General features: G+C 37.7%; 17 protein-coding genes. 4 read left to right on the top strand and 13 right to left on the bottom strand.

What is annotated here, in order from left to right; all coding sequences use genetic code 11:
- Positions 1 to 522 precede the first annotated feature (522 nt).
- Positions 523 to 1,392 (top strand): MurR/RpiR family transcriptional regulator, encoded by an 870-nt coding sequence (locus DS031_RS16295; protein WP_113807131.1) that lies wholly within the window; start codon positions 523 to 525, stop codon positions 1,390 to 1,392.
- A gap of 153 nt (positions 1,393 to 1,545) precedes the next feature.
- Here DS031_RS16295 and DS031_RS16290 read toward each other — a convergent pair whose 3' ends face one another.
- Both DS031_RS16290 and DS031_RS16285 read right to left on the bottom strand, forming a co-directional pair.
- Positions 1,546 to 2,454: a DMT family transporter gene (locus DS031_RS16290; protein WP_113807130.1), complete on the bottom strand. Its 909-nt coding sequence runs from the start codon at positions 2,452 to 2,454 to the stop codon at positions 1,546 to 1,548.
- Positions 2,455 to 2,589: 135 nt separating this feature from the next.
- Positions 2,590 to 4,083 carry an aldehyde dehydrogenase family protein gene (locus DS031_RS16285; protein ID WP_113807129.1) on the bottom strand — a complete coding sequence of 498 codons (1,494 nt, stop codon included), beginning with the start codon at positions 4,081 to 4,083 and terminating at the stop codon, positions 2,590 to 2,592.
- A 687-nt stretch (positions 4,084 to 4,770) separates the two neighbouring features.
- Here DS031_RS16285 and dapA (DS031_RS16280) point away from each other — a divergent pair.
- From dapA (DS031_RS16280) to DS031_RS16270, 3 genes are all read left to right on the top strand, one after another.
- Entirely contained in the window at positions 4,771 to 5,679 is a 909-nt protein-coding gene (gene dapA, locus DS031_RS16280; protein WP_113807128.1) for a 4-hydroxy-tetrahydrodipicolinate synthase, read from the top strand.
- 270 nt (positions 5,680 to 5,949) lie between these two features.
- On the top strand, positions 5,950 to 7,341 hold the full coding sequence (locus DS031_RS16275) for a protoporphyrinogen/coproporphyrinogen oxidase (protein WP_113807127.1): 1,392 nt from the start codon (positions 5,950 to 5,952) through the stop codon (positions 7,339 to 7,341).
- Between the two features lie 479 nt (positions 7,342 to 7,820).
- Positions 7,821 to 9,398 (top strand): BCCT family transporter, encoded by a 1,578-nt coding sequence (locus DS031_RS16270; RefSeq protein WP_113807126.1) that lies wholly within the window; start codon positions 7,821 to 7,823, stop codon positions 9,396 to 9,398.
- Between the two features lie 138 nt (positions 9,399 to 9,536).
- Here DS031_RS16270 and ald read toward each other — a convergent pair whose 3' ends face one another.
- The 11 genes from ald to DS031_RS16215 form a co-directional block, all read right to left on the bottom strand.
- Complete coding sequence (gene ald, locus DS031_RS16265; protein WP_113807125.1) at positions 9,537 to 10,670, bottom strand: alanine dehydrogenase; 1,134 nt, start codon at positions 10,668 to 10,670, stop codon at positions 9,537 to 9,539.
- A 296-nt stretch (positions 10,671 to 10,966) separates the two neighbouring features.
- Positions 10,967 to 11,500: an NAD(P)H-dependent oxidoreductase gene (locus DS031_RS16260; protein WP_113807124.1), complete on the bottom strand. Its 534-nt coding sequence runs from the start codon at positions 11,498 to 11,500 to the stop codon at positions 10,967 to 10,969.
- 180 nt (positions 11,501 to 11,680) lie between these two features.
- Positions 11,681 to 12,892, bottom strand: coding sequence for an NAD(P)/FAD-dependent oxidoreductase (locus tag DS031_RS16255; RefSeq protein ID WP_113807123.1), 1,212 nt, complete (start codon positions 12,890 to 12,892; stop codon positions 11,681 to 11,683).
- Complete coding sequence (locus tag DS031_RS16250) at positions 12,889 to 13,224, bottom strand: (2Fe-2S)-binding protein (protein WP_113807122.1); 336 nt, start codon at positions 13,222 to 13,224, stop codon at positions 12,889 to 12,891. Before DS031_RS16250 ends, DS031_RS16255 begins: the two co-directional genes overlap by 4 nt.
- Positions 13,221 to 13,493 carry a (2Fe-2S)-binding protein gene (locus tag DS031_RS16245; RefSeq protein WP_113807121.1) on the bottom strand — a complete coding sequence of 91 codons (273 nt, stop codon included), beginning with the start codon at positions 13,491 to 13,493 and terminating at the stop codon, positions 13,221 to 13,223. Before DS031_RS16245 ends, DS031_RS16250 begins: the two co-directional genes overlap by 4 nt.
- 220 nt (positions 13,494 to 13,713) lie before the next feature.
- Positions 13,714 to 14,508, bottom strand: a complete 795-nt coding sequence (locus tag DS031_RS16240; protein WP_113807120.1) for an aspartate/glutamate racemase family protein — start codon at positions 14,506 to 14,508, stop codon at positions 13,714 to 13,716.
- A gap of 199 nt (positions 14,509 to 14,707) precedes the next feature.
- The gene (gene dapA / locus DS031_RS16235) at positions 14,708 to 15,640 is read right to left on the bottom strand and encodes a 4-hydroxy-tetrahydrodipicolinate synthase (RefSeq protein ID WP_113807119.1); all 933 of its coding nucleotides are present in this window, start codon (positions 15,638 to 15,640) and stop codon (positions 14,708 to 14,710) included.
- A 53-nt stretch (positions 15,641 to 15,693) separates the two neighbouring features.
- Positions 15,694 to 16,887 carry an NAD(P)/FAD-dependent oxidoreductase gene (locus DS031_RS16230; protein ID WP_113807118.1) on the bottom strand — a complete coding sequence of 398 codons (1,194 nt, stop codon included), beginning with the start codon at positions 16,885 to 16,887 and terminating at the stop codon, positions 15,694 to 15,696.
- Positions 16,888 to 16,924: 37 nt separating this feature from the next.
- Positions 16,925 to 18,445, bottom strand: a complete 1,521-nt coding sequence (locus DS031_RS16225; protein WP_113807117.1) for an aldehyde dehydrogenase family protein — start codon at positions 18,443 to 18,445, stop codon at positions 16,925 to 16,927.
- A 275-nt stretch (positions 18,446 to 18,720) separates the two neighbouring features.
- Positions 18,721 to 20,205, bottom strand: coding sequence for an alanine/glycine:cation symporter family protein (locus tag DS031_RS16220; RefSeq protein ID WP_113807116.1), 1,485 nt, complete (start codon positions 20,203 to 20,205; stop codon positions 18,721 to 18,723).
- Positions 20,206 to 20,542: 337 nt separating this feature from the next.
- Positions 20,543 to 21,898 (bottom strand): aspartate aminotransferase family protein, encoded by a 1,356-nt coding sequence (locus tag DS031_RS16215; protein WP_181833193.1) that lies wholly within the window; start codon positions 21,896 to 21,898, stop codon positions 20,543 to 20,545.
- Between the last annotated feature and the right edge of the window lie 24 nt (positions 21,899 to 21,922).

Below are 21,922 nucleotides of genomic sequence, written 5' to 3'. Positions count from 1 at the left end.
TTAAAAAGAAGCAGCTTCACCAAGGGGTGGAGTCTGCTCAAAATTGGAAAGAATTCATTAATAAACTATTTGGCACCGCATCATAATCCATAAGTCAGCAGGAAATTTATGTCCTACGTTTTTTTATAAATTATCTTTGCACCAGACCCGGTTAGCCTTTTATAATGAACTCATAAAATTAGACATGAAATGAGGATATGTTAAAGCAGGTTTATGAAAAGAAAAAAGATGTTCGTTATTTTCCCCACTCATATAACTATAAACGCTTCCACTAATCAAATGAAGTTGTAGAATATATGTAGAATTGGAGGAGCATTTTTACAGTTATCCTTGCTATAATAAAAGGAATTCGGTATATATACAATCATCTTGACAATTAATATAACATTTTCAATGAGAGCATTGCCGCATATTCAATAGTAACGGAAATTATTACAAAATGAAAGACTGATTTATGGCTAAAGAACGGGCAAATCAATTTTCACGGATAATCTATAAATTCAAGGTGAAAAGGGGATTTAAATGAGTTTATATAATCAAACAACAACAATTGATAAAATAGTTGATATTAAAGATTCTTTACCGAAAAAACAAAGACAGTTATGCGATTATATTCTTAAAAATCATCAATCAATAGGATTAATAACAATTAAAGAGCTTGCCAGTAATGCCAACGTTGGAATCTCAACTGTGATGCGTACGATAGATGCCTTAGGCTATGAAAATTTTAATGACTTACGAAAAGATATCTATGATGAATCGGTGCCTTCTGTTTCGAAATGGACATTACAGAAGTCTTTTACAGAAATTGAAAAAGAAGAAGAAAAAGCTCCAACTTTAGTGCAAGTTTGGGAAGAATCAGTTAATTTATTAAACAAATCATTAGATTCTAGTTTAATGGAAAATTTTGAAGATGCAGTTGATTGCATTATAAAATCAAGTTATATCAATGTTTTGGGAACTCGACCGTACAAAGCAACTGCATTATATTTCGAACAGCTTCTTGGAGAATTCTATCCTAAGATAAGGCAACTAAGTCATGATACAGAAGTAATTTATGACAAGATTTTGCAATTTGAAGAGAATGAAATTTTAGTGGTTTTTGCATTCGAACCATACACAAATCGAATTATTGAAGCAGTTAAGCTGACCTATGAACTAGGTAATAGGATTATATTAATAACAGACCATATCTCATGTCCAATTATTTCATATGCGTCTGTAACGTTAAAAGTAGAAGTTAGTGAAGAACAATTTTCAGTAATACCTATTATGGCATTGATAGATGCATTAGTAATTGAAATTGGGAAACGAACATCAGAAGAATCGATTAAAAAGTTGAAAAGACTTGAAAAAACACTGATAGAAAAAAATATAACATTTTCCTATTAAGACTAGAAAAACAATTGTTTATCCAAGCTGAAGAAAAAGTTTAAGCTTTAAAATAAGTGGAAAGTGCGAAAACCATTGGATAACCCCAATGGTTCTTTATTTTTTATTAATGATGTTTATCCTGTTACTTTATCCATCTAGCATTCTTTGATTTCAAAGAGATAATTCATTAGAAATTAATGCTTTCTTAGTAGACTTTTTGGATGTAATAATGACAGCTGCAATAACAAAAGCTACCCCCATGTATTGCCATAAATTTAACTTTTCATGGAAAACCATAAATCCGATTAAGGCTGCAACTACAGGTTCTATAGTAGCTATGATAGATGCTCGACTTGATTCTATTGTGTTTAGACCTTTTGTATACAAAAGGAAGGGAAGCATTGTTGAGAGAAAACCAAGACCTATTATATAGAACCATACTCTAATATCTGAAAATAAAGGTAGTACGTGCCATAGTCCACTAAAAGGAGTTACTGCCATTGCTGCGAACAAAAAAGTATAAACAGTAACAGTTAAAGAGTCATACTTTTTTAACGAAAATTTCCCAAATATACTGTAAAGTGCATAAAAAAGACCTGAACCAAGCCCAAGAATGAATCCATATAATGAAATTGATTCATTCGTATTCGGCAGTATGCCAATAACAAATGAACAACCGACAAATGTCGTAATTAAAGCGATAACCTTTCGTGTCGTTAAAGATTCTTTAAAAATTAATCTTGATAAAATAGTTACAAATGCAGGTGCTGTGTAAAGAAGAATGGATGCAATGGAAATAGATGTTTCTTCAATCGCACTAAATAAACACCAATTAAAAAGGACAATACTAAAAACTCCAGTTCCAATAAAATATTTACTATCAGATACTTTGATTCTAAATAACTGCCGATTCTTGATCATGACATAACATACTAAAAATAAAGATGCAGATAAAGCACGAACTGTAACAACCTGTGTTGGTGAAAAACCTATTTCGTACAAGTATGATACAAAAATACCAATAAGCCCCCATAAAGCTGCCCCTGCGCCGATAAATAATAAGGCTAATTTGTTTTCCATCGATCTTTTCCTCCCCGTCTAAATACCAACAGAGAGTTGGTATATTAAATATTCTTTCAAAAACATAGAAAAGCTGCACCCATCTAAATAGGAGTGCAGCTTCCCTTTATTTACATGATTTTTAAATTTTCCAGTCTATAGTTGTTTAATATTCACATATACACTTTTTACTTCCGTGTAATTCTCTAAGCCATACTCTCCACCCATTTCGCGTCCAATGCCAGATTGTTTGTATCCGCCAAATGGCATTGTCTCCCACTCAAGACCAACGTCATTAATCCAAACAGTCCCTGCTTGTAATTTACGGGCAATATAATGACCAGACTTTATATTTTCTGTCCAAATACTAGCCGCCAAACCATAATCGCTGTCATTTGCTCTTTTAATTACTTCTTCAACAGTATCAAAAACGAAAACAGACATTACTGGACCAAAGATTTCTTCACGTGCAATCGTCATGTCATCTGTTACATCTGCAAAAATCGTTGGTTGAACAAAATAACCTTCATTAAATACTTTTTCACCTCCTGCAATAAGACGTGCACCTTCTCTTTTTCCTTGCTCGATATAATCAAGAACAGTTTGTTTCTGTTTTGCTGAGACGAGTGGACCCATATCTGTTTCCGGATCCATTCCTGGGCCCACTTTCAACATGTTCGCACGTTCTGCCAATGCTTCCAATACCTGATCATAATGTTTACGATGAACGTAGACTCGTGTACAAGCACTGCAGTTTTGTCCATGATTGTACATTGTACCGTTAAATGCCCCTTCAATTGCTTCTTCTAGATTGGCATCCTCTAGGATGATTGTAGGTGATTTACCGCCTAATTCAAGCGTGACTCCTTTGATTTGATCTGCAGATTTCTTCATAACTTCTTTTCCGACACCTGTTGATCCAGTGAACGACACTTTGTCCACCATATTATGGGTAACAATGGCGTCTCCAGCAACTCGACCAGAGCCAGGAGTGATGTTCACAACACCGTCTGGAAAACCAGCTTCTTTGAGCAGTTTTGCTATATAAAGTAGAGAAAGCGGCGTTTCACTTGCAGGTTTAATAACAACTGTACAGCCAACAGCTAGAGCCGATCCGAGCTTCCAAGCAGCCATCAAAAGTGGAAAATTCCATGGAATAATTTGTCCTACAACCCCTACAGGTTCGTGCACAGTATAATTCACATATTCTGGTGATACTTGTGTTGTTTTTCCTTGAATTTTCGTTGCGAAACCTGAATAATATCTGAAGTGTTGAATTGATCCATCAACATCATCTGTTAATGCAATTTTATATGGTTTACCGTTATCTAAGGACTCGAGCTGTGCAAGCTCTTCACGGTTTTCTTCCAAAAGATTTGCGAACTTATAAATAAGATGTGAACGTGTAGCCGCTTCCATTTCTGGCCATTCACCTTCATCAAATGCTTTTCTTGCAGCTTGAACAGCAAGGTCGATATCTTCAGTTTGTGCTTCGCTAACTTGTGCAATTACTTCTTCAGTAGCAGGGTTAAGGACATCGAATGTTTTTCCGCTAACTGCTGGTACGTATTCTCCATTAATATAAAGACCAATAGGCTCTTCCAAGAATTCTTTTACTTTAGGTTTTAATTTGTAATCAGTTGCTTTCATTTTAGATACCTCTCTTTTTTAGTTTTTAATATTTTCTTTTTAAAAATTGTAAATAACTAAATCTTTTAAATCATTTGATGAATTAAATACTACCAACAAAATGAATTATTGTAAACCGTTTTTTTTAAAAGGGAATATATTATTTCATTTATTTAATATTTAGAAAATAAAATATAGTCACATAACCTTATGTTTATTTGAAAGCGACTCTTTAAAGCTTGTATGACATTTTTTCATGACTATCATTTATTATCATAGTTTTGTCCGCCCTTTCTTCTTTTTCTCACATGTACACAACATTGATATTACCTTGTTAAACATTACCTTCAATATTTTCGTAAAATTTGAATGCTAGTTATTGTATAAGTGAATTTATTTATTTGGTTTACTTGATATGGCTTGATAATGGGTTTCTATATGTCTATAGAGTCTATTTATTATTTTAAGTGGTGAAAATTCTTACAAACAAATAGAGATCCTATGGGTAATGTCCTTAGTGTGTCTCTATTTTATATCCCTCCAAAAAGGGAATTTTTATTATCTTTTTTAAAAAAAAGATTGATAAAGTTCCACTTTGGTGATAATATAAACCCATAGTAATTAATAGCTTCGGAAATGTAATCGTTTTCGAAAGTTGGTTAATTAATTATTTAATAATAGTTCTTAAAATAAGAGGAGGAGAAAAATATGTATAAACCTTTTGGAATGATCCCAGCTGTACCTACACCTATGAAAGAGGATAACAGTATTGACTATAAGGGGCTTGAACAACTACTAGAACATTTGATAGATGGAGGAATGAACTGTCTTTTAGTAGGAGGAAGTACTGGAGAATACTCACTAATGAGCATGGAAGAACGAAAAGAAGTAATTAAATTTGTTTGTGAAACATCAAACGGTAGGTTACCTGTTATGGCCGGTACAGGATGTCACCGAACAGAAGATACAATTGAACTTACTAAATATGCAGCTGAAGTTGGTGCAGATTGTGCCCTGGTAATTAATCCTTATTATATGACAACTAGTAGACAAGGAATTATTGATCATTACAAGGCAGTAGCAGAAAATTCCAGCATTGGAATTGTAATCTATCATTATCCAGATGCTACAGGTGTTGAACTTGATCCAGAATTAATTAATGAAATAAGTCAAATAGATGGAATTGTTGGTATTAAAAATACGACTGATGGACAGCATACTTCTAAACTTATTGCATTAACAAAAAACAATCCAAACTTCGCGGTACTTACTGGATTTGAACATTTAATCTTACCTACATTAGCATTAGGGGGACATGGTGCTGTTGGAGTAGTCCACAACTTGGCTCCGAAAAAATTAGCAAAATTATATGATTTAATCGTAAATGAAAACAACTTAAAAGAAGCAACTAAATTAAATCAGGAACTGCTAGAGTTATATAATGCTATTGAAGAAGAAACTATTCCAGGAACAGTAAAGGCAGGCTTGGAAGTACTAGGATTATCAGGAGGATCAAGCAGATTGCCTCTAGTGCCTGCTTCCGAAAATTTCAAATCAAAGATTGCAACAATATTAACTGAATTAGGTTGTCCAGTAAAAGATAGTATTGTTAATTAACACGACTTATTTAAACTTAGGATTTAAAAAATAAACCTGTAACAAAAAACATCTAACTAAATTTATTGATGGAATAAATTGAGACAGTTCATAAAATTCGTTAATAACGATATGAAGAGTTCATTGGTAGTTTATATGCCCCCCATTTTAGTAACTGTTTCAAGATTCCCTTATTTGAAACAGTTACACCTTAAATTTTTTAAATATTTAAAATTATAAATCTATAATCATGATATATTTTGAAAATCATTTAAATTAAGGAGGATTACAATGAAAGATGTAATTATAGTAGGCGGTGGACTTGCTGGTTTATCTGCTGCTTGGCGTCTTAAACACCATGATATTTTACTTTTAGAATCTGATGACCGTATTGGCGGCCGTGTACGTTCTGAACGCCGGGGAGATTATTGGTTAAATTGGGGCGGACATCTATATGCTGGAGCTGGTTCAGCTACAGATGAATTATTTAAATCTGTAGGAATAACTGCAGCACCTGTACCTGGCATTTTAGCTGCAATGTCTTTGAATGGGAAGCTGCTTAAAGATGGTCCAGTTGAACTGTATCCATTTAGGGCCCCTATGTCATGGAAAGCTAGATTTGCGATGATACGTGCAGGTGCTAAAGTGCGTGCAGCTGTTATCAAATATGGCAAAATAGCAAAAAAACGTCCGGGAGAGGACTATCGAGTTCGACAACAACGAATTTTAGAATTTATGGATGATCGAACTTTTGCCGACTTTACTGGTAAATTACCACCAGACGCAGATGCAATTTTTAGACCTACAGTTAGCCGTTCGACTGGCAGTCCTGAGACAATGACTGCAGGATCAGGTGTAGGGTATTTCCACACTGTATGGAACAAAGATGATGGGTTAGGGAATAACATTGTTGGGGGACCATCAACGCTTACGAACACGATTGCATCAACATTAGGTGAACGGGTTCAACTAAATGCAAAAGTTTTAGAAGTTCTTCAGAAAAAAGACTCTGTTGTCGTAAGCTATATTCAAGATGGCGTGAATCATGTGGTGGAAGCACGTTATGCAGTACTTGCGACTCCGGCCACAATTACAAAAAAAATAGCGAAAAACATTGACCCAGAAATCGCAGACGCTCTTGGTAAGATTAAATATGGTCCCCATGTGAGTGCAGCATTTTTAACAAATGAAACAGGACCACAAGTTTGGGATGATGTCTATTCTTTTGCTACGCCTAAAAGGTCATTTGACATTATTCTTCATCAATCGAATCTAGTCCGTTCAGTAGAAACTGAGAGGAAACCAGGAAGTAGTTTTATGACATTTTCACCGGGGGAAAGCGGGCGTCGGCTAATTGATAAATCTGATGAGGAAATTATTCAATTGAAATTGAAAGATTTAAATGAAATATTTCCTGGTTTTAGTGATCATGTAGTGGAGGCTCACGTAATGAAATTTCCATTCGGATCAGCTTATATTTTCCCAGGTCGTGCAGAACTGCAGCCAATTTTAACAAAATCTGCGGGGCGATTGTTCTTAGCAGGTGATTATTTAGGCAGCTATTACACTGAAACAGCCATTCAAACAGGATTCACTGCAGCACAAAGTATTAATAGCTTCCTGGAATTCGGACTTCTTGAATCTCAAAAAGAGAAGAAATTCAAGACTGTGGTTTCTAATTAATTACCATGATTTTCAAGACTTATATAGATTGAAAAACCCTCATTAAACCTAGTCATTTACAATCAATGATGTGAGTTTATGAGGGAATTCCCAAAACCTTTTAGGTGATCGAATACGAAAGGTCTTCAGTCTATTTAAATTACAATCTTACACTATTTAATCAATAACCTTATCTACAACTTTAATGAATATAATACATGGCGAAAGTGAGCGACGAATTCCCCAACCACAAAAATGCAAACGCTTACTAATAAATAGTGATCATCAGTTCGACCAATTTCCTCATTTCGTAAACAAGGAAATGTTTTCCTATACCAGTGGGAGTTATTGAAAACGTTTATGATCTAATTATACCAGGGTGTCAATGTTTTATATTTCGCCTGGACCTTAATGTTTTTTCTAATAGAAATAAGAAGGTAAGGGGGTGTATAAACTTAATCAACAAGAATATATTAAATATAGAGAGGGAGAAGAAATATATGAGAAAAAATGAAAAAACATATAGACTGTATAAGGCAGTATTTATCCCAGCTATAATTATTCTTACGGTAGAAATTCTTTTCGGTATGTTTTTTACAGAAGAGTTTGGTACGATCCTTAATCATACTACTTATTGGGTAGGAGATAATTTTGGTTGGTGGATTAATATTTTATCAGTGTTATCCATTATTTTTGCAATTTGTTTCGTGATATTTAAGTATGGGGACGTTCGTATCGGAGGTGAGGATGCAAAGCCGGAGTACACTAACTGGCAATGGATTTCCATCACTATCTGTGGAGGCATTGGCGTTGGCCTGCTGTTCTGGGCTATGGGAGAGCCAATCTACCACTTTATGACACCGCCTGCAGCTGCCGGTGTAGAGGCCGGTTCCCGGGAGGCTGCAATTTTCGCAGTCAGTCAGGCAATGTTTAACTGGTCGTTCGTTCAGTACGCCATGTATTCTTTATGTGGTCTCGCCTTCGCTCTGCTTACTTATAATTCCAAGAAAAGTCTTTCCTTTGGTTCACTCGTAGAGCATAGTTTTAATCGTAAAATTTTTTGGCTGACCACCGTGGTACAGGTATTTGCTGTTTATGCTCTTGCCAGTGCAGTTTCCAACTCGATGGGTGCTGGTCTTCTTCAGATAGGTGCCGGTATTGAAAGTGTATTTCATATAACACAAGGGAATATGGTCTGGTTGTTCATCGCGATTTTTGTTGGTGCATTTTTTATCATCTCCTGTATTACCGGTATCTCTAAGGGACTGACGAAAATTTCATCCATCACCATGATGCTGCTCTTTTTCTTGTTGGGATATGTGTTGACTTTCGGAGACGCCCAGTTTATCGGTAAAATCAGCACTGAAGCTTTTGGCAATATCATGGATAATTTCTGGAGCAAGATTACTTATAATAATACAATGGTGCCCGAGGATCAGTGGTCGAATGAGTGGACGATTACTTACTGGAATGCGTTTATAATCTTTGCTCCTGTTATAGGAATGTTTTTGGCTCGCCTGGGAAAAGGGCGAACTGTTCGCCAATTTTTGTTGTTTAACATCCTTGTACCATCTATCTTTTGTATCATCTGGATTGGGGTTTTTGCCGGTATGATTATGAAGGTGCAGTCTTCTGGTGGAGTAGATGTCTGGGCTGCTGTACAAGAGTTCGGAATGCAGACTACAATTTATCAAGTTCTTGGTAATATGCCCGGCGGTACTTTCATTCAAATAGTTTTCCTCGTAACCGTTATCTTTTCCTTTGTAACTCTGGCCGATCCCATGAGCTCTGTACTAGCTACTCTGTGTGTTCGTGACCAGCAAATTGATGATGAACCACCTACAAAGATTAAAATTTTAATGGGAATGATTGTGACCACAGTCTCTTACCTTTTAGTGACTTCTGGAGGTTCTGATTCCGTTAAGGGTCTATTGAATCTGGGAGGATTGCTGATGACGATTCCAATGCTGTGGTTGTTCCTTGAAAACTTCCGCATTGGTGGCAATCTGCTGAAGAAAAAGAATCACCTTTTGGATTCTGATAAAGGAAATAATGCTGCTCTAAAAAAAGAGGCATGATAGAAAATAATGCTTCCCTACAAAAGAAGATGGCGGAATAAATAATGTCTTCCCCCTATTTTAAAAAAGCATCTTCCTCTATATTGTAGAGGCAGATGCTTATTTTTTGACGTGTTTCTTCCTATATACTAACCTTTCTTAAACACTCGCAAGTTCTTTTTCAAAAACCTTTTCCGGTGCGACAAAGGTATAACCAAGATCTTTTGCGACAGCTTCATATGTGATTTCACCGTTTGCTGCATTTAATCCAAGTTTTAAAGATTCATTTTCGGAGATTGCTTTGTGTACACCTTTGTTGGCGATTTGTAATGCATAAGGAACTGTTACATTTGTTAAGGCGATTGTCGATGTTCTTGGAACCGCTCCAGGCATATTTGCGACTGCGTAATGAACAACACCGTGTTTTTCATAGGTTGGGTTATCATGTGTTGTAATATGATCCACAGTTTCAACAATTCCACCTTGGTCGATCGCAACATCTACAACAACAGAACCAGGCTTCATCGCTTTTACCATTTCTTCTGTTACGAGCTTAGGCGCTTTTGCTCCCGGAATTAATACCGCGCCAATTAAAAGATCAGCTTCTGATACAGCTCTTGCAATGTTAAGCGGGTTCGACATTAACGTGTTAATTTGGTTACCGAAGATATCGTCTAATTGACGTAAGCGATCCGCACTTAAGTCAATGATCGTCACATCAGCACCTAAACCAATTGCCATTTTCGTTGCATTTGTGCCTACTACACCGCCGCCAATAATCGTTACTTTACCGCGGCTAACTCCTGGAACACCGGCAAGAAGGATTCCTTTACCCCCATGTGCTTTTTGTAAAAATTGCGAACCAATTTGTGCAGCCATACGACCTGCTACCTCACTCATCGGTGTCAGAAGTGGAAGCGTGCGATTTGCCTCAACTGTTTCATAAGCAATCGCGATGACGCCTTTTTCTTTAAGAGCTTGAGCTAAGGCAGGCTCAGCAGCTAAGTGTAAGTACGTGAATAAAATTAAGCCTTCACGGAAATAACCATACTCGCTTGAAAGAGGCTCTTTTACTTTCATAATCATTTCAGCTTGAGCCCATACATCCTCAGCAGCATCAATAATCTCTGCCCCGGCATTCGCATAATCTTCGTTTGTAAAACCACTTCCAACACCAGCATCTTTCTCCACTAATACTTTATGACCTGCATTGACAAAAGATAGTAACCCAGCTGGTGTAAGTGCAACACGGTTTTCATTATTTTTAATCTCTTTTGGTACTCCGATAATCATTTAAATTCCCTCCTAAAGGTAGTTAGTTTCTAGTTTCTTATCCTGAAATCCATTTCTCCAACCTTTTAAATAAACATTGCTTGTAATGACGGTTAGGATTGTATGTTAAGTATAATTCTTCGTTTAGTCCGCTTCATTAGACATACTGTCAAATACTTACTTAATTTCATACGACATTACGGGCACGCATTTTACAATGGTTAATTTTTTCCTCAAATTAAAAAACGAATGTCTCCTAAAGATTAGAAAACATCCGCTGTCTACAAATTAAGGTGAATAGTTAACTATCAATCTGCTTACTCAAAAATATCTTTGGCAAGAATATAATTCACATATGCTTCGGCACTTTCTTTTATTTCATCTTCCATTGCCGTATACGTTCCATTGAAAATAAAAGCTGGTAAAAATCTCGTTCCTATTAAATTACTCGTTGCTTGGAACGGCTTTAAAAGTTCACTCAGCGAATATTGATTACGGCCGCCTGCTTGGTATCTTTCTTTTGCACTTCCCGTTGTTACCGCTAAAATGAGCTCTTTATGATGCAGTTTATTTCCGTTTGATCCGTAAGCCCAGCCATGAGTGAGTACTTTATCCTGCCATTTTTTAAGAAGCGGCGGAGAGCTGTACCAATAAAACGGAAACTGCCACACGATCCTATCGTGCTCTTCACATAATTTTTGCTCTCTTTCAACATCAATTTTTTCATCGGGATACTGCTTATACAGTTCATGAACCGTGATCTCCGGATGCTTCCTTAATTCTTCAATCCATGTTCTATTTACAGTTGAGTTTTCAATATTTGGATGTGCTGCAATTACTAAAACTTTCATTAATATAACCTCCATGTATAATTTGCGTCTTGGCACTTAATAAAAATAATCTTCTGCATAAGTAAACGAAAAATGCCCGCATTAGTTCGATCTCTAATACGGGAAGTTAACATTTTTGTATAAACAAATAATACTTATATTCAGTAAAAGACGAACAGACGAAGAAAATACGATTAATCATTAAACCGAGATCATTTCCCCTTCAGATTCATAATATCTAGTATGAAGGAATGTACGTGCTTCTTCAATGCCAGGCTGAAATTGAATAAGTGCTTTGCGTCTTGTTTCAATAACTTCCGCAATTGCTGTATTAATTTTTTCGTTAGCACTGCTCATTAGCGCGTTCAATTCACGTGCAGCCGAAAGTCCAGCTACCGTTCCTTGAGTTTTCGCTACTTTAGCGCTTTCAACTCCTGTAATATTGCCTGCGACATATAACCCTTTAAGATTCGTTTGCATATATTCATTATGAAGAGGAACATGTCCACCAAGTTCAGGAACATAACAGAAAGAACAGCCGGCAACTGCCGCAAGTTCGGACATCGGTGTAAGACCGCCCGCAATACAAACAAAATCAGCAGATATTGTTTTTTCCGTTCCCGCTGCAACTTCCCCAGCTGCTGAAATGTCAGCAATTCGAACGCCTTCTACTTGATTTTCCCCAACGATTTCAAGCGCTGTTTTGCGCAGTTGAATCGGAATACCCCACATTTTAAAGCCATTTTTCGGATACAAACGTGCACCAAGTTTTGGACTCACCCACTTTCCACCAAAGCGAATTAAAGGTGAAGGAGCGAGATGAGATAACCTCAGCAGGGATTCCATCATTTTCTCCGGATTTGAAGCATTTCCTGAAATAAGGCTTGGCTGCGGCAGTAAGATACTTTCAATGTGAACGCCGCATAACTGCAGTTCTCTCGCAATTGCCACAGAAAGGACATTTACACCGATAATAATTCCTTTTTCTCCCGGTTTTACACGATGCACATTCCCCATTACCTGCGCTGCGCCAATTGACATCGCGCCCGGAAGAGTCCATCCCGGAATCGGAATAGCTGTTTCCGATGCTCCTGTCGCAAGTAAAAGACATTTAGACTCAATTGCTTGATTGGTCGTATAAACACACCAACCATTGTCCAATTCAATGAGATCATATACAGAAACGCCGCATTGAATATCGACTCCAAGCTCGACCGCACGATTATAAAGCTTTTGTGCTTCAGCAATACCATTCACCCACTTGCCATCAGGCTCTTCGTGAAGCTGTCCTAATAAACGCCCGCCAGGTTTTACAAACTCATCTAGTATACACACTTCTAATCCATTTTCAGCAGCCGCAATTGCTGCGCCTAACCCAGCTGGTCCCGCACCTACAATGACAAGATCGATCATAATTTACCTCCTTGTAGAGCAGTTTCAGCAAGAGATCTACCTGATTCAACTCTCATATTATTTTCTACTGGAGTTAAGCAAGCACGAACTGTATTTTTGCCATTTACTGTTACCCGACATTCAAAGCAATGCCCAATATTGCAATAAATACCACGCGGAGTCTCCTTGTCCTCATGATGACGAAGAGTCCGAACTCCGCACGCAAGCAAGGCAGAGGCAATTGTATCTCCTTTATAAGCTGCATATTGTTTGTCGTCAAAGTAAATCGTAACCTTCTTTTGTTCTTTGAGATCGCCTAGAACAGGATGATGATTCACTCTCATTGAATTCATTTCGCTTCTCCTCCTAAGACTCCAAATGAAACAGGTCGTACAGGAGGACGATAGCTCAGTGATACTTCGTTTGAAATCGAAGGTCCGCCTAATTGTTCTACAATCCGATCAATCATACAGCGGCATGTACGGCCCCCGCATGGACCCATTCCTGCACGTGTTCTGAGCTTTACTTCACGTGAGGAGCATTTAAAGCGCTCAACCGTTTCTTTAATTTCTTTTAACGTGATTTCTTCACATCTGCATATGACGGTTTGATTTTCACTCATGGAAATTCCCTCCAATACTTCTAAAATAGTGACAGTTATATAAAGCAAAGAGACATCGCGATTCATTCTTTGTAAAATAGATGTGCAGTCAACTATTTTTACGCAGAAGAGAATGCTTGATGTCTTATACGTACAAAGCAGCACATCAGAGGAACTAATTGAGATACTCCGATTGTTATGTGTCTACATGCTACATTTCACTTACTTTATGTTTATTTTTTTAAATAAACCCGTAATATGGTCTTTGGCTCGTAGCAAAGTGAGCCCACTTGATCATCGTAATAAAATCAAATACCGGCAGTTTAACAGCTCGTTGAATGTCAGCTGCATATGGCGGTAAATCACTGCATTCCAATAAAATTGCGCCAATATCAGGATTTTCGTTCACCATATTAACCGCTGCTTCTACTACTTCTTGTCTTACCTTTTCGTTATCAAACGATCCTCGGCTCTCAATGATCGCTGAGAATTCAGGCAATCTACCTAAGTCTCTTACAACACAAATACTAGGATCATCGATGCCGCAGCTTTTAAATAGGTTTGGTGTAATACCATGCGCATCTGCTGTCAGCATTCCAATTTTTTGACTAGGTTTTAAGCCTGTCTTAATCCAAGGTACTTGAACAACGCTTGAAAGATAAACAGGAATATCAACAGCTGCTGCTACTTTATCTTGGAAGTTACCAAAGAATCCGCATGCCGCGCATATTGCACGTGCTCCTTCTGCTTCAAATTCTTTTGTCGCTTTGATAATATCATCTAGTAATGTAGGATCCCCAACATGAATTCGTTCTTGATTGCAATTTGGCACTACTTTTAGTCTTACAGGAAAGTCATAAGTCGATAAATTGGCAACATTGCCCGGTAAAACAGGGTACCAGCATTCATCGAGATATAGAATTCCAACTGAATATCCTGCTACATACTGACCTTTTTTCATCGTAATAATCGAGCTTTCTTTTTCTCTTCCTAAATACCCATATTCCCGCTCATTGGTTAAAAATTTAGAATTCAACCCCGGCCCCTCCTTATGGAACTGAGGCTGTCTCAATAGGGTCTGACCCCCTTAAACTCCTATCATATATAGATACTTTTTATAAAAAACCATACTATATATGAGGCGAGGAGGGTCTGACCCTATGCTTTTGAGACAGCTGCTTTCAATATGTTTCTATCAAAAAATCTCACATTCTAATAAATCTACTAATTATGATTTACACGCCGGAACTAATCGTTTGATCGGCTGCTTTTAATTCATAGCCTAACTTTGTTAGTTCCTCTTTAAGCTGTGCTTTCATTTCGTCAGTAGGTTGTGTTAAAGGCTTTCTCACTTTTCCGCCTTTCAGTCCAATTAAGTCCATGCCTGCTTTTACCGGACCTGGATATGGGTTACCTTCCGCCTCCATTAAGCCATAAATACTTGATAATTTTCGATTCAATTTCCGCGCAGCATCAACATCGCTTTTCTCAATGACTAGTTCGTAAAGCTCTACAAGTTCTTTAGGAAGCAAGTTAACGAGAATTCCGAACGCACCTTGTCCTCCAACAGAGAAAGTCGGAAGAATAAAGTGTTCTTCACCAGTAAAGACAGTGAAGTTTTCCACATCCTTCGTTAAAGCGACAACTTCGCATAAGTGACCAAAATCAGCAGATTCTTTTACACTAACAATGTTTTCTTCCTGACTTAACTCATAAATCATTTCAGGTGAAATCGTTACGTTCGTTGCGCCCGGATAATTGTAAATAACAATGCCGACATTCGATTTTGCAGCTACTTCTTTAAAAAATTGACGAATGCCTTCTTCACTTGTTTTATGATAATAAGGAGGTAAAGCAAGTCCCCATTTCGCACCGCATTCCGCAGCAAAATTAGCAAGTTCGATTGTTTCCTCAGCAGTTGAACATCCAACACCTGCCATAACAGGTACTCTTCCTGCAGCATATTCGCAGCCGGCCTTAATTAAACTTTTGCGTTCCTCCAATGACATCACATGATATTCTCCTGTTGTACCTCCAACGAGAAGACCGTGAACGCCGCTTTCAACTTGAAAATCAATGACTTCCTTATAAGATTGAAAATCAATTTTTTCATCATCATGAAATGGTGTAATTAACGGGACAAAAATTCCTTTTGGTGCAGTACTCATCATCTATTCCTCCTATTATTAACCGATTATTTTAACTTTCATATTCATTCACTTTAGAGACTGACAGCTTTTTTGTTCTGGTACCTAGAAAAATTCAACTTATCAATATTAAAATCTGTTGGCTCGCCCGTAATGAGCTGGGCTACCATTCTTCCTGTAATAGGAGACATACTAATTCCATCTCCTTCATGTCCGCTGGCAATAAAGAATCCAGGTACTTCTTCCACTTCTGACACAATTGGAAGGTGATCTTCCACCCATGGCCTTACTCCTGCATAAGCTCTTATACAGTTAATTTCTTTTAATACCGGCAGGAAGCGAATTGCCCTCTCTGCAATGGCACGTATAACTTCAATTTCTGAACGAATGTCATAGCCTTTAAAAGCGCGGTGCCCGCCTACTAAAAAGTTATGTGCATCAGTCGGTTCAATCGTAAAAGCGACATTATGCTTTTCAACTAATTCACTTACATTTCTTTTGAATTGAATATCTTCGAATTTCGATAACATATATCCGAATTCATGAACTTTTTGACTCGCTACCTTAAACGGCGTTTTCTCGGATATTAATACCATGCCTTTTCTTGGTTTAATCGGTATATGAACTCCGACCATTTCTGCTATTTTAGGCGACCATACACCGGCACAATTCACTATTCTTTTTGTTTTAAGAGTGCCTTGGTCTGTTACAACACTTTCAACTCTTCCTTTAGCATCGAGTGTAATATCCTGTACAGCATGATAGTCATAAACTTTCAAGCCGAGCTTTTTTCCTTCCTCAACAAACGCATAACATAATTTATATGGATTCATCGACGAATCTACTTCTGTCCATATCCCACCTGCTAAATCATCAGCTAAATACGGTTCAATTTCCTTCAATTCACGACTGTCAACCATGCGCATGTCATAACCGTCTTTCGCTTGTTGAGAAACATAACCTTTGGCAATTTCCAGTTCTTTTTCTGTTTCACAAACATATAAACTTCCTCGTGAAGCAAACTCAAAATCGACCGAAAATTCCTTGGCTAATTGTTTAAAAAGCTGAATACTTGCATAGCCTATTTCAGTATCAATACCAGGCTTTTTATCACAAATTAAGGCAACTGCGTCACATCTGCTCGAAGTGCCTGAGGCAACCCCGCCTTTTTCAATTAATGCCACTTCGAGCCCCTTTTTTGCCAAATGATAGGCGACGCTAGATCCGATTACACCAGCTCCAATGACAATTACATCAAAACTTTTCATTTGTAATCTCCTCTAAGAAAGTATCGTTTATCTTCTTTTATTTCCCTTCAAAAAACCCTGATGGTTGTACGTTAAGGTTGATGTTAATTTGCTTTGTTTCTAAATACTCTTCAAAACCGTATGTTCCTAAATCTCTTCCAATGCCGCTTTGCTTATATCCACCCCAAGGCGCTTCATTAAATGTTGGATGATACGTATTGATCCACGTAATTCCTGCGCGTAATTGGCGAATCACACGCTGCGCTTTCGCACCGTCATTTGTGAACACAGCACCTGCTAAACCAAAAGCAGTACCATTTGCTAACTCAATCGCTTCTTCTTCAGTTTTGAATGTTTGAATAGCTAAAACCGGACCGAAAATCTCTTCTTGAACAATTCGCATGTTCGGTGTTGTATCGCCAAAGATTGTAGGCTCCACATAATAACCCTTTGCAAACTCTCCTTCAACAATGCGATTACCACCGCAAAGCAGGGTCGCTCCTTCATTTTTGCCAATCTCAATATAATCAAGCACAGTGTTCATATGATCTTCTGAAACGAGCGGTCCCATTTCAACGCCATCTTCCCAACCTGGCCCTACTTTAATCTGCTTCGCGCGTTTGACTAATTCAGGTACAAACTTTTCATATAAACTTTCTTCTAATACAAGACGAGATCCGGCTGAACATACTTGACCTTGATTTGCAAAAATAGCAAATAGTGCATAATCAACAGCTGCTTCAAAATCTGCGTCTGCAAAAACAATATTAGGAGACTTTCCGCCTAATTCCAGGCTAATCTTTTTCACTGTATCAGCGGCCGACTTCATTAGCTTAATTCCTGTATCGGTACCGCCTGTAAAAGAGATTTTATCCACATCAGGGTTTGCCACTAATTCTGATCCAACTGTACGTCCTGAACCTAACACTAAGTTAGCGACACCAGGCGGGAAGCCTACTTCATCAATAATCTCAAACAAGCGAATAACAGAAAGCGATGTTTGTTGAGCCGGCTTTACGATTACTGTGCAGCCTGCAGCAAGAGCAGCAGCAATTTTTTGATTTGCCATTACTAACGGATAGTTCCATGGTACGATAATTCCAACAACACCAATTGGTTCACGAACAACCATTGCTTGAATATCATCCGGCACATCATAAGTTTGACCGTGCGGTTTTGTCGCAAGTCCCGCATAATAACGTAATTGATTGACTGCATCTTCTACATCAGCCAATGATTCTCTTAATGTTTTTCCATTATCCAATGTATCTAAATAAGCAAATTCTTCTTTTCTTTCTTCTAGTTTATTGGAAACTTTAAGAAGAAGCTCGGCACGATCTCTCGCTCTGCTGTTCATCCAGCCATTGTCATAAAATGCTTTTCGTGCAGCTTCAATTGCCTTTTTTGTATCCTCTACTGATCCATCAGTTAATGTTCCGATGACTTCCCCATTTGCCGGATTAATGACTTCTTTTGTTTGATTTGATTCACTTAGTACCCACTCGCCGTTAATATACATTTTTTGAGTAATACTATTGCTAACTAAAACGGATTGAATCTCTTCTTTTTGTAAAAGCATTGCGATCACCTCTTCATCTTTCCACTAGAGTTTTAAAATTTAGAATTTTTTAATTATCAACTAATTTAAAGATACATCAGCTGTAACTGTTCTTCATTGGACAGTGTGTAAAATGTATCGCCTTATTTATTTAACATCATTGAAAGAAATCGTACTTTTATAGTCACAATGTCCTTTTATCTGCTGGTATGAGAGAATGCTGCATAAAAAAAGAACAGACAATTCAAAGAATCGTCTGTTCAAAATAAGTAATATTCATCTATTAATAACTACTTTTACATAGGTACAGATTTTCTTTCTTTCGATAAATGGCTCGGCGTTTCCTTATATTCCTCTTCCCAAAAATCTGCTCCTTTAATACCTACATTGGAAGGCTTGAATACAGGATCTTTTCCTGCTTTTTTCTGGGTTTCATAATCTTTTAATACTTTTAATGCAGGTTTTGTTAAAAATAAGATTGCAATAAGATTTAACCACGTCATAATTCCAAATCCTAAGTCTCCGAACGACCATGCGAGGCCCGCAGAATTCGTACTGCTGTAGAGAACAACAACTAAAAGAGCTACCTTTAACACATTTAGCGGCCATGTTACCTTTACTTTTCGATTGCGATTAATAAAAGCAAGACTTGTTTCTGCTTTGTAAGAATACGTGATAAGACTCGTAAAAGCAAAGAAGAAAATCGCTAGCGCAACAAAAGGCGCTCCAAATCCAGGTAATACCGATTCAACTGCCATCTGAGAGTAAATGGAACCAGGTTCAACTTCACCGACATTATTTACAATGGACGAGCCGCTCGGGGATTCGACATTGTACATGCCTGTTACAAGAATCATGAATGCGGTTGCAGAACATAAAATTAACGTATCAACATAAACAGAAAAGGCTTGAACTAACCCTTGTTTAGCTGGATGAGATACTTCTGCAGCCCCACTTTCAAATGTTTCACTACCGAACCCTGCAGCATTTGAAAAAGCACCGCGCTGTACGCCCCAAGAAATTGCTGAACCAATCAGTCCACCAAAAGTAGCATCTGCACTGAAGGCACTTGAAAAGATCAGTACGATCACACCTGGTAATTGTGAAAGATTTGTAATTAAAACAAAGGCACAAACGAGTATATAACCGATCGCCATAAAAGGCACTACTATTTGTGCAGTGTTTGCAATTCGTTTAACGCTCCCAAAAATAACTGCTCCAAGCATGATAACAAGAATAAATCCAGTAACTAAAGGATTAATACCAAACGCACTTTCCATCGAAAGAGCAATTGTATTTACTTGTATGCTCGGTACAAGAACAGCCATTGAAACCATTGTTACAACAGCGAATAACACGGCATACCATTCTAGTTTTAGGCCCTTTCCTATGTAATAAGGGGACCCGCCTCGGTATTGGCCATCTTGTTTACTTTTATATACTTGTGCAAGCGTTGTTTCTACAAATGAAGTACCCGCTGAGAAAAACGCCATTACCCACATCCAAAAGATTGCCCCCGGACCACCATAAGCAATCGCTGTTGCAACACCTGCAATATTACCAATTCCGACCCTACTTCCAACTGACATCGATAAGGCTTGGAAAGAAGAAACGCCAGCTTCAGAACTATCACCTTTAAATGTTAGTTTTACCATCTCTTTAAGATGCCTGATTTGGAAAAAACGAGTAGTGATTGAGTAAAATAGTCCTACCCCTAAAATAAGATAGACTAATGCAGAACTCCAAACGATCCCATTCAACCAATTGACAACTGATTGCATTAAGCTTCACCATCCTACAACGAATTTTTTATCATGAACTCTAAATATTCAGAAATGTTTTGCTAATTTAAATATAATAGTTTTTCATCATCATCTCATTAGACATAGTGTTAAAGATTGCTATCTAATCATTTTACATGAGAATTTAAAATAAAGCTTTGTCCTTTTTAAGGGAGAGAAAAAACCTCTCTTTTATGACTCCAACAGCTCAATTAGTAAATCACCCGTTTGAATAACGCGCAGTTTTTTACATCATAGTATATAAAAAACGATGAGGAAAATCCCCCATCGTTTTTTAATTAATCTATTCATTAACTCCTATTTCACAGCTTCACAACTACAATTGAAAGATACTTTCTTTTAACGTATTTACAATAAAGCTAAAATCATCTTCTGTAATACTTAATGGAGGAGAAAGCTGCAAAATATTATTATAACCTGCAACGGTATCACCATTTTTGCCGATAATCAGGCCTTTTTCTTTACAAGCTGCAATGACTTTGTTTAATTTTTCAACGGCCGCCGGTTCTTTTGTTTCTTTATTTTCCACTAATTCAATTCCTAAAAGAAGACCTTTACCTCGCACATCGCCTACATTTGGATGATCCTTGATTTCTTCTAGTTCACGTAATAATCGTTCGCCCAGTTCTTTCGAGCGTTCAATCAGCTTTTCATTTTCCATAATTTCTAAATTCTTCAAAGCCAGCGCGCAGGCCGCCGGATTTCCGCCAAACGTATTAACATGACGGAAGCGATCATAATCGTCACTGCCTGTATATGCTTCATAAATTTCTCTTTTTACTGCTGTCGCTGACAGCGGAAGATAGGCACTTGTAATGCCTTTGGCCATTGTAATAATATCTGGTTTTACATCATAGTTCATAAACCCAAACGGTTTTCCAGTGCGGCCAAATCCGCAGATCACTTCGTCAGAAATAAGCAGCGCGCCGTGCTTTTCACAAATTTCTTTTACTTTTGCCATGTAGCCATCAGGAGGTATTAAAATTCCGCCGCCCGTAATAATCGGTTCCATAATGACGCCTGCTACCGTTTGGCTTAATTCCCATGTCATCACACGATCGATTTCATCAGCACTCTCCAGTGTATGAACATCATCTGGATTGCGATACGTATCAGGCGGTGCTACATGCAGAAACCCTTGTCCAAGCGGTTCATATTTATACTTTCGCTGTGCTTGTCCTGTTGCTGCAAGAGCTCCCATTGAATTCCCATGATACGCACGATAACGCGAAATAAATTTATAGCGGTTGTGATCACCTTTTTGATGATGATATTGACGGGCAATTTTAAACGCTGTCTCATTCGCTTCTGAGCCGCTGTTCGAAAAGAAAATAACGTACTCATCACCGAGCCACTCATTTAATTTTTCTGCTAATTTAATCGCCGGAATGTGACTTTGTGATAAAGGAAAGTACGGCATTTCTTTCAGCTGTTCATAAGCCGCTTCCGCAAGCTCTTTACGGCCATAGCCAACATTTACACACCAAAGACCTGACATCCCGTCTAAATAACGATTTCCATCAATATCTGTTACCCATGCGCCTTCTGCTTCTTTAATAATTAAATTGGCTTGATGAGGATTTGCTCCTCTCATTGCATGCCAAAGATATTTTTTATCTGTTTGCTGCAAGCTTTGTGTTTGTTGTGTTGTTTGCACAATACTCAACCCCATTCTATTCTTTAATGGTTGTATTCC

This window comes from Bacillus taeanensis (genome assembly GCF_003318295.1).
GTDB classification, from domain to species: Bacteria; Bacillota; Bacilli; order Bacillales; family UBA6769; genus Maribacillus; species Maribacillus taeanensis.
Note: the sequence above shows the minus strand (reverse complement) of the source record. Positions and strands in the feature narration are given on the sequence as shown.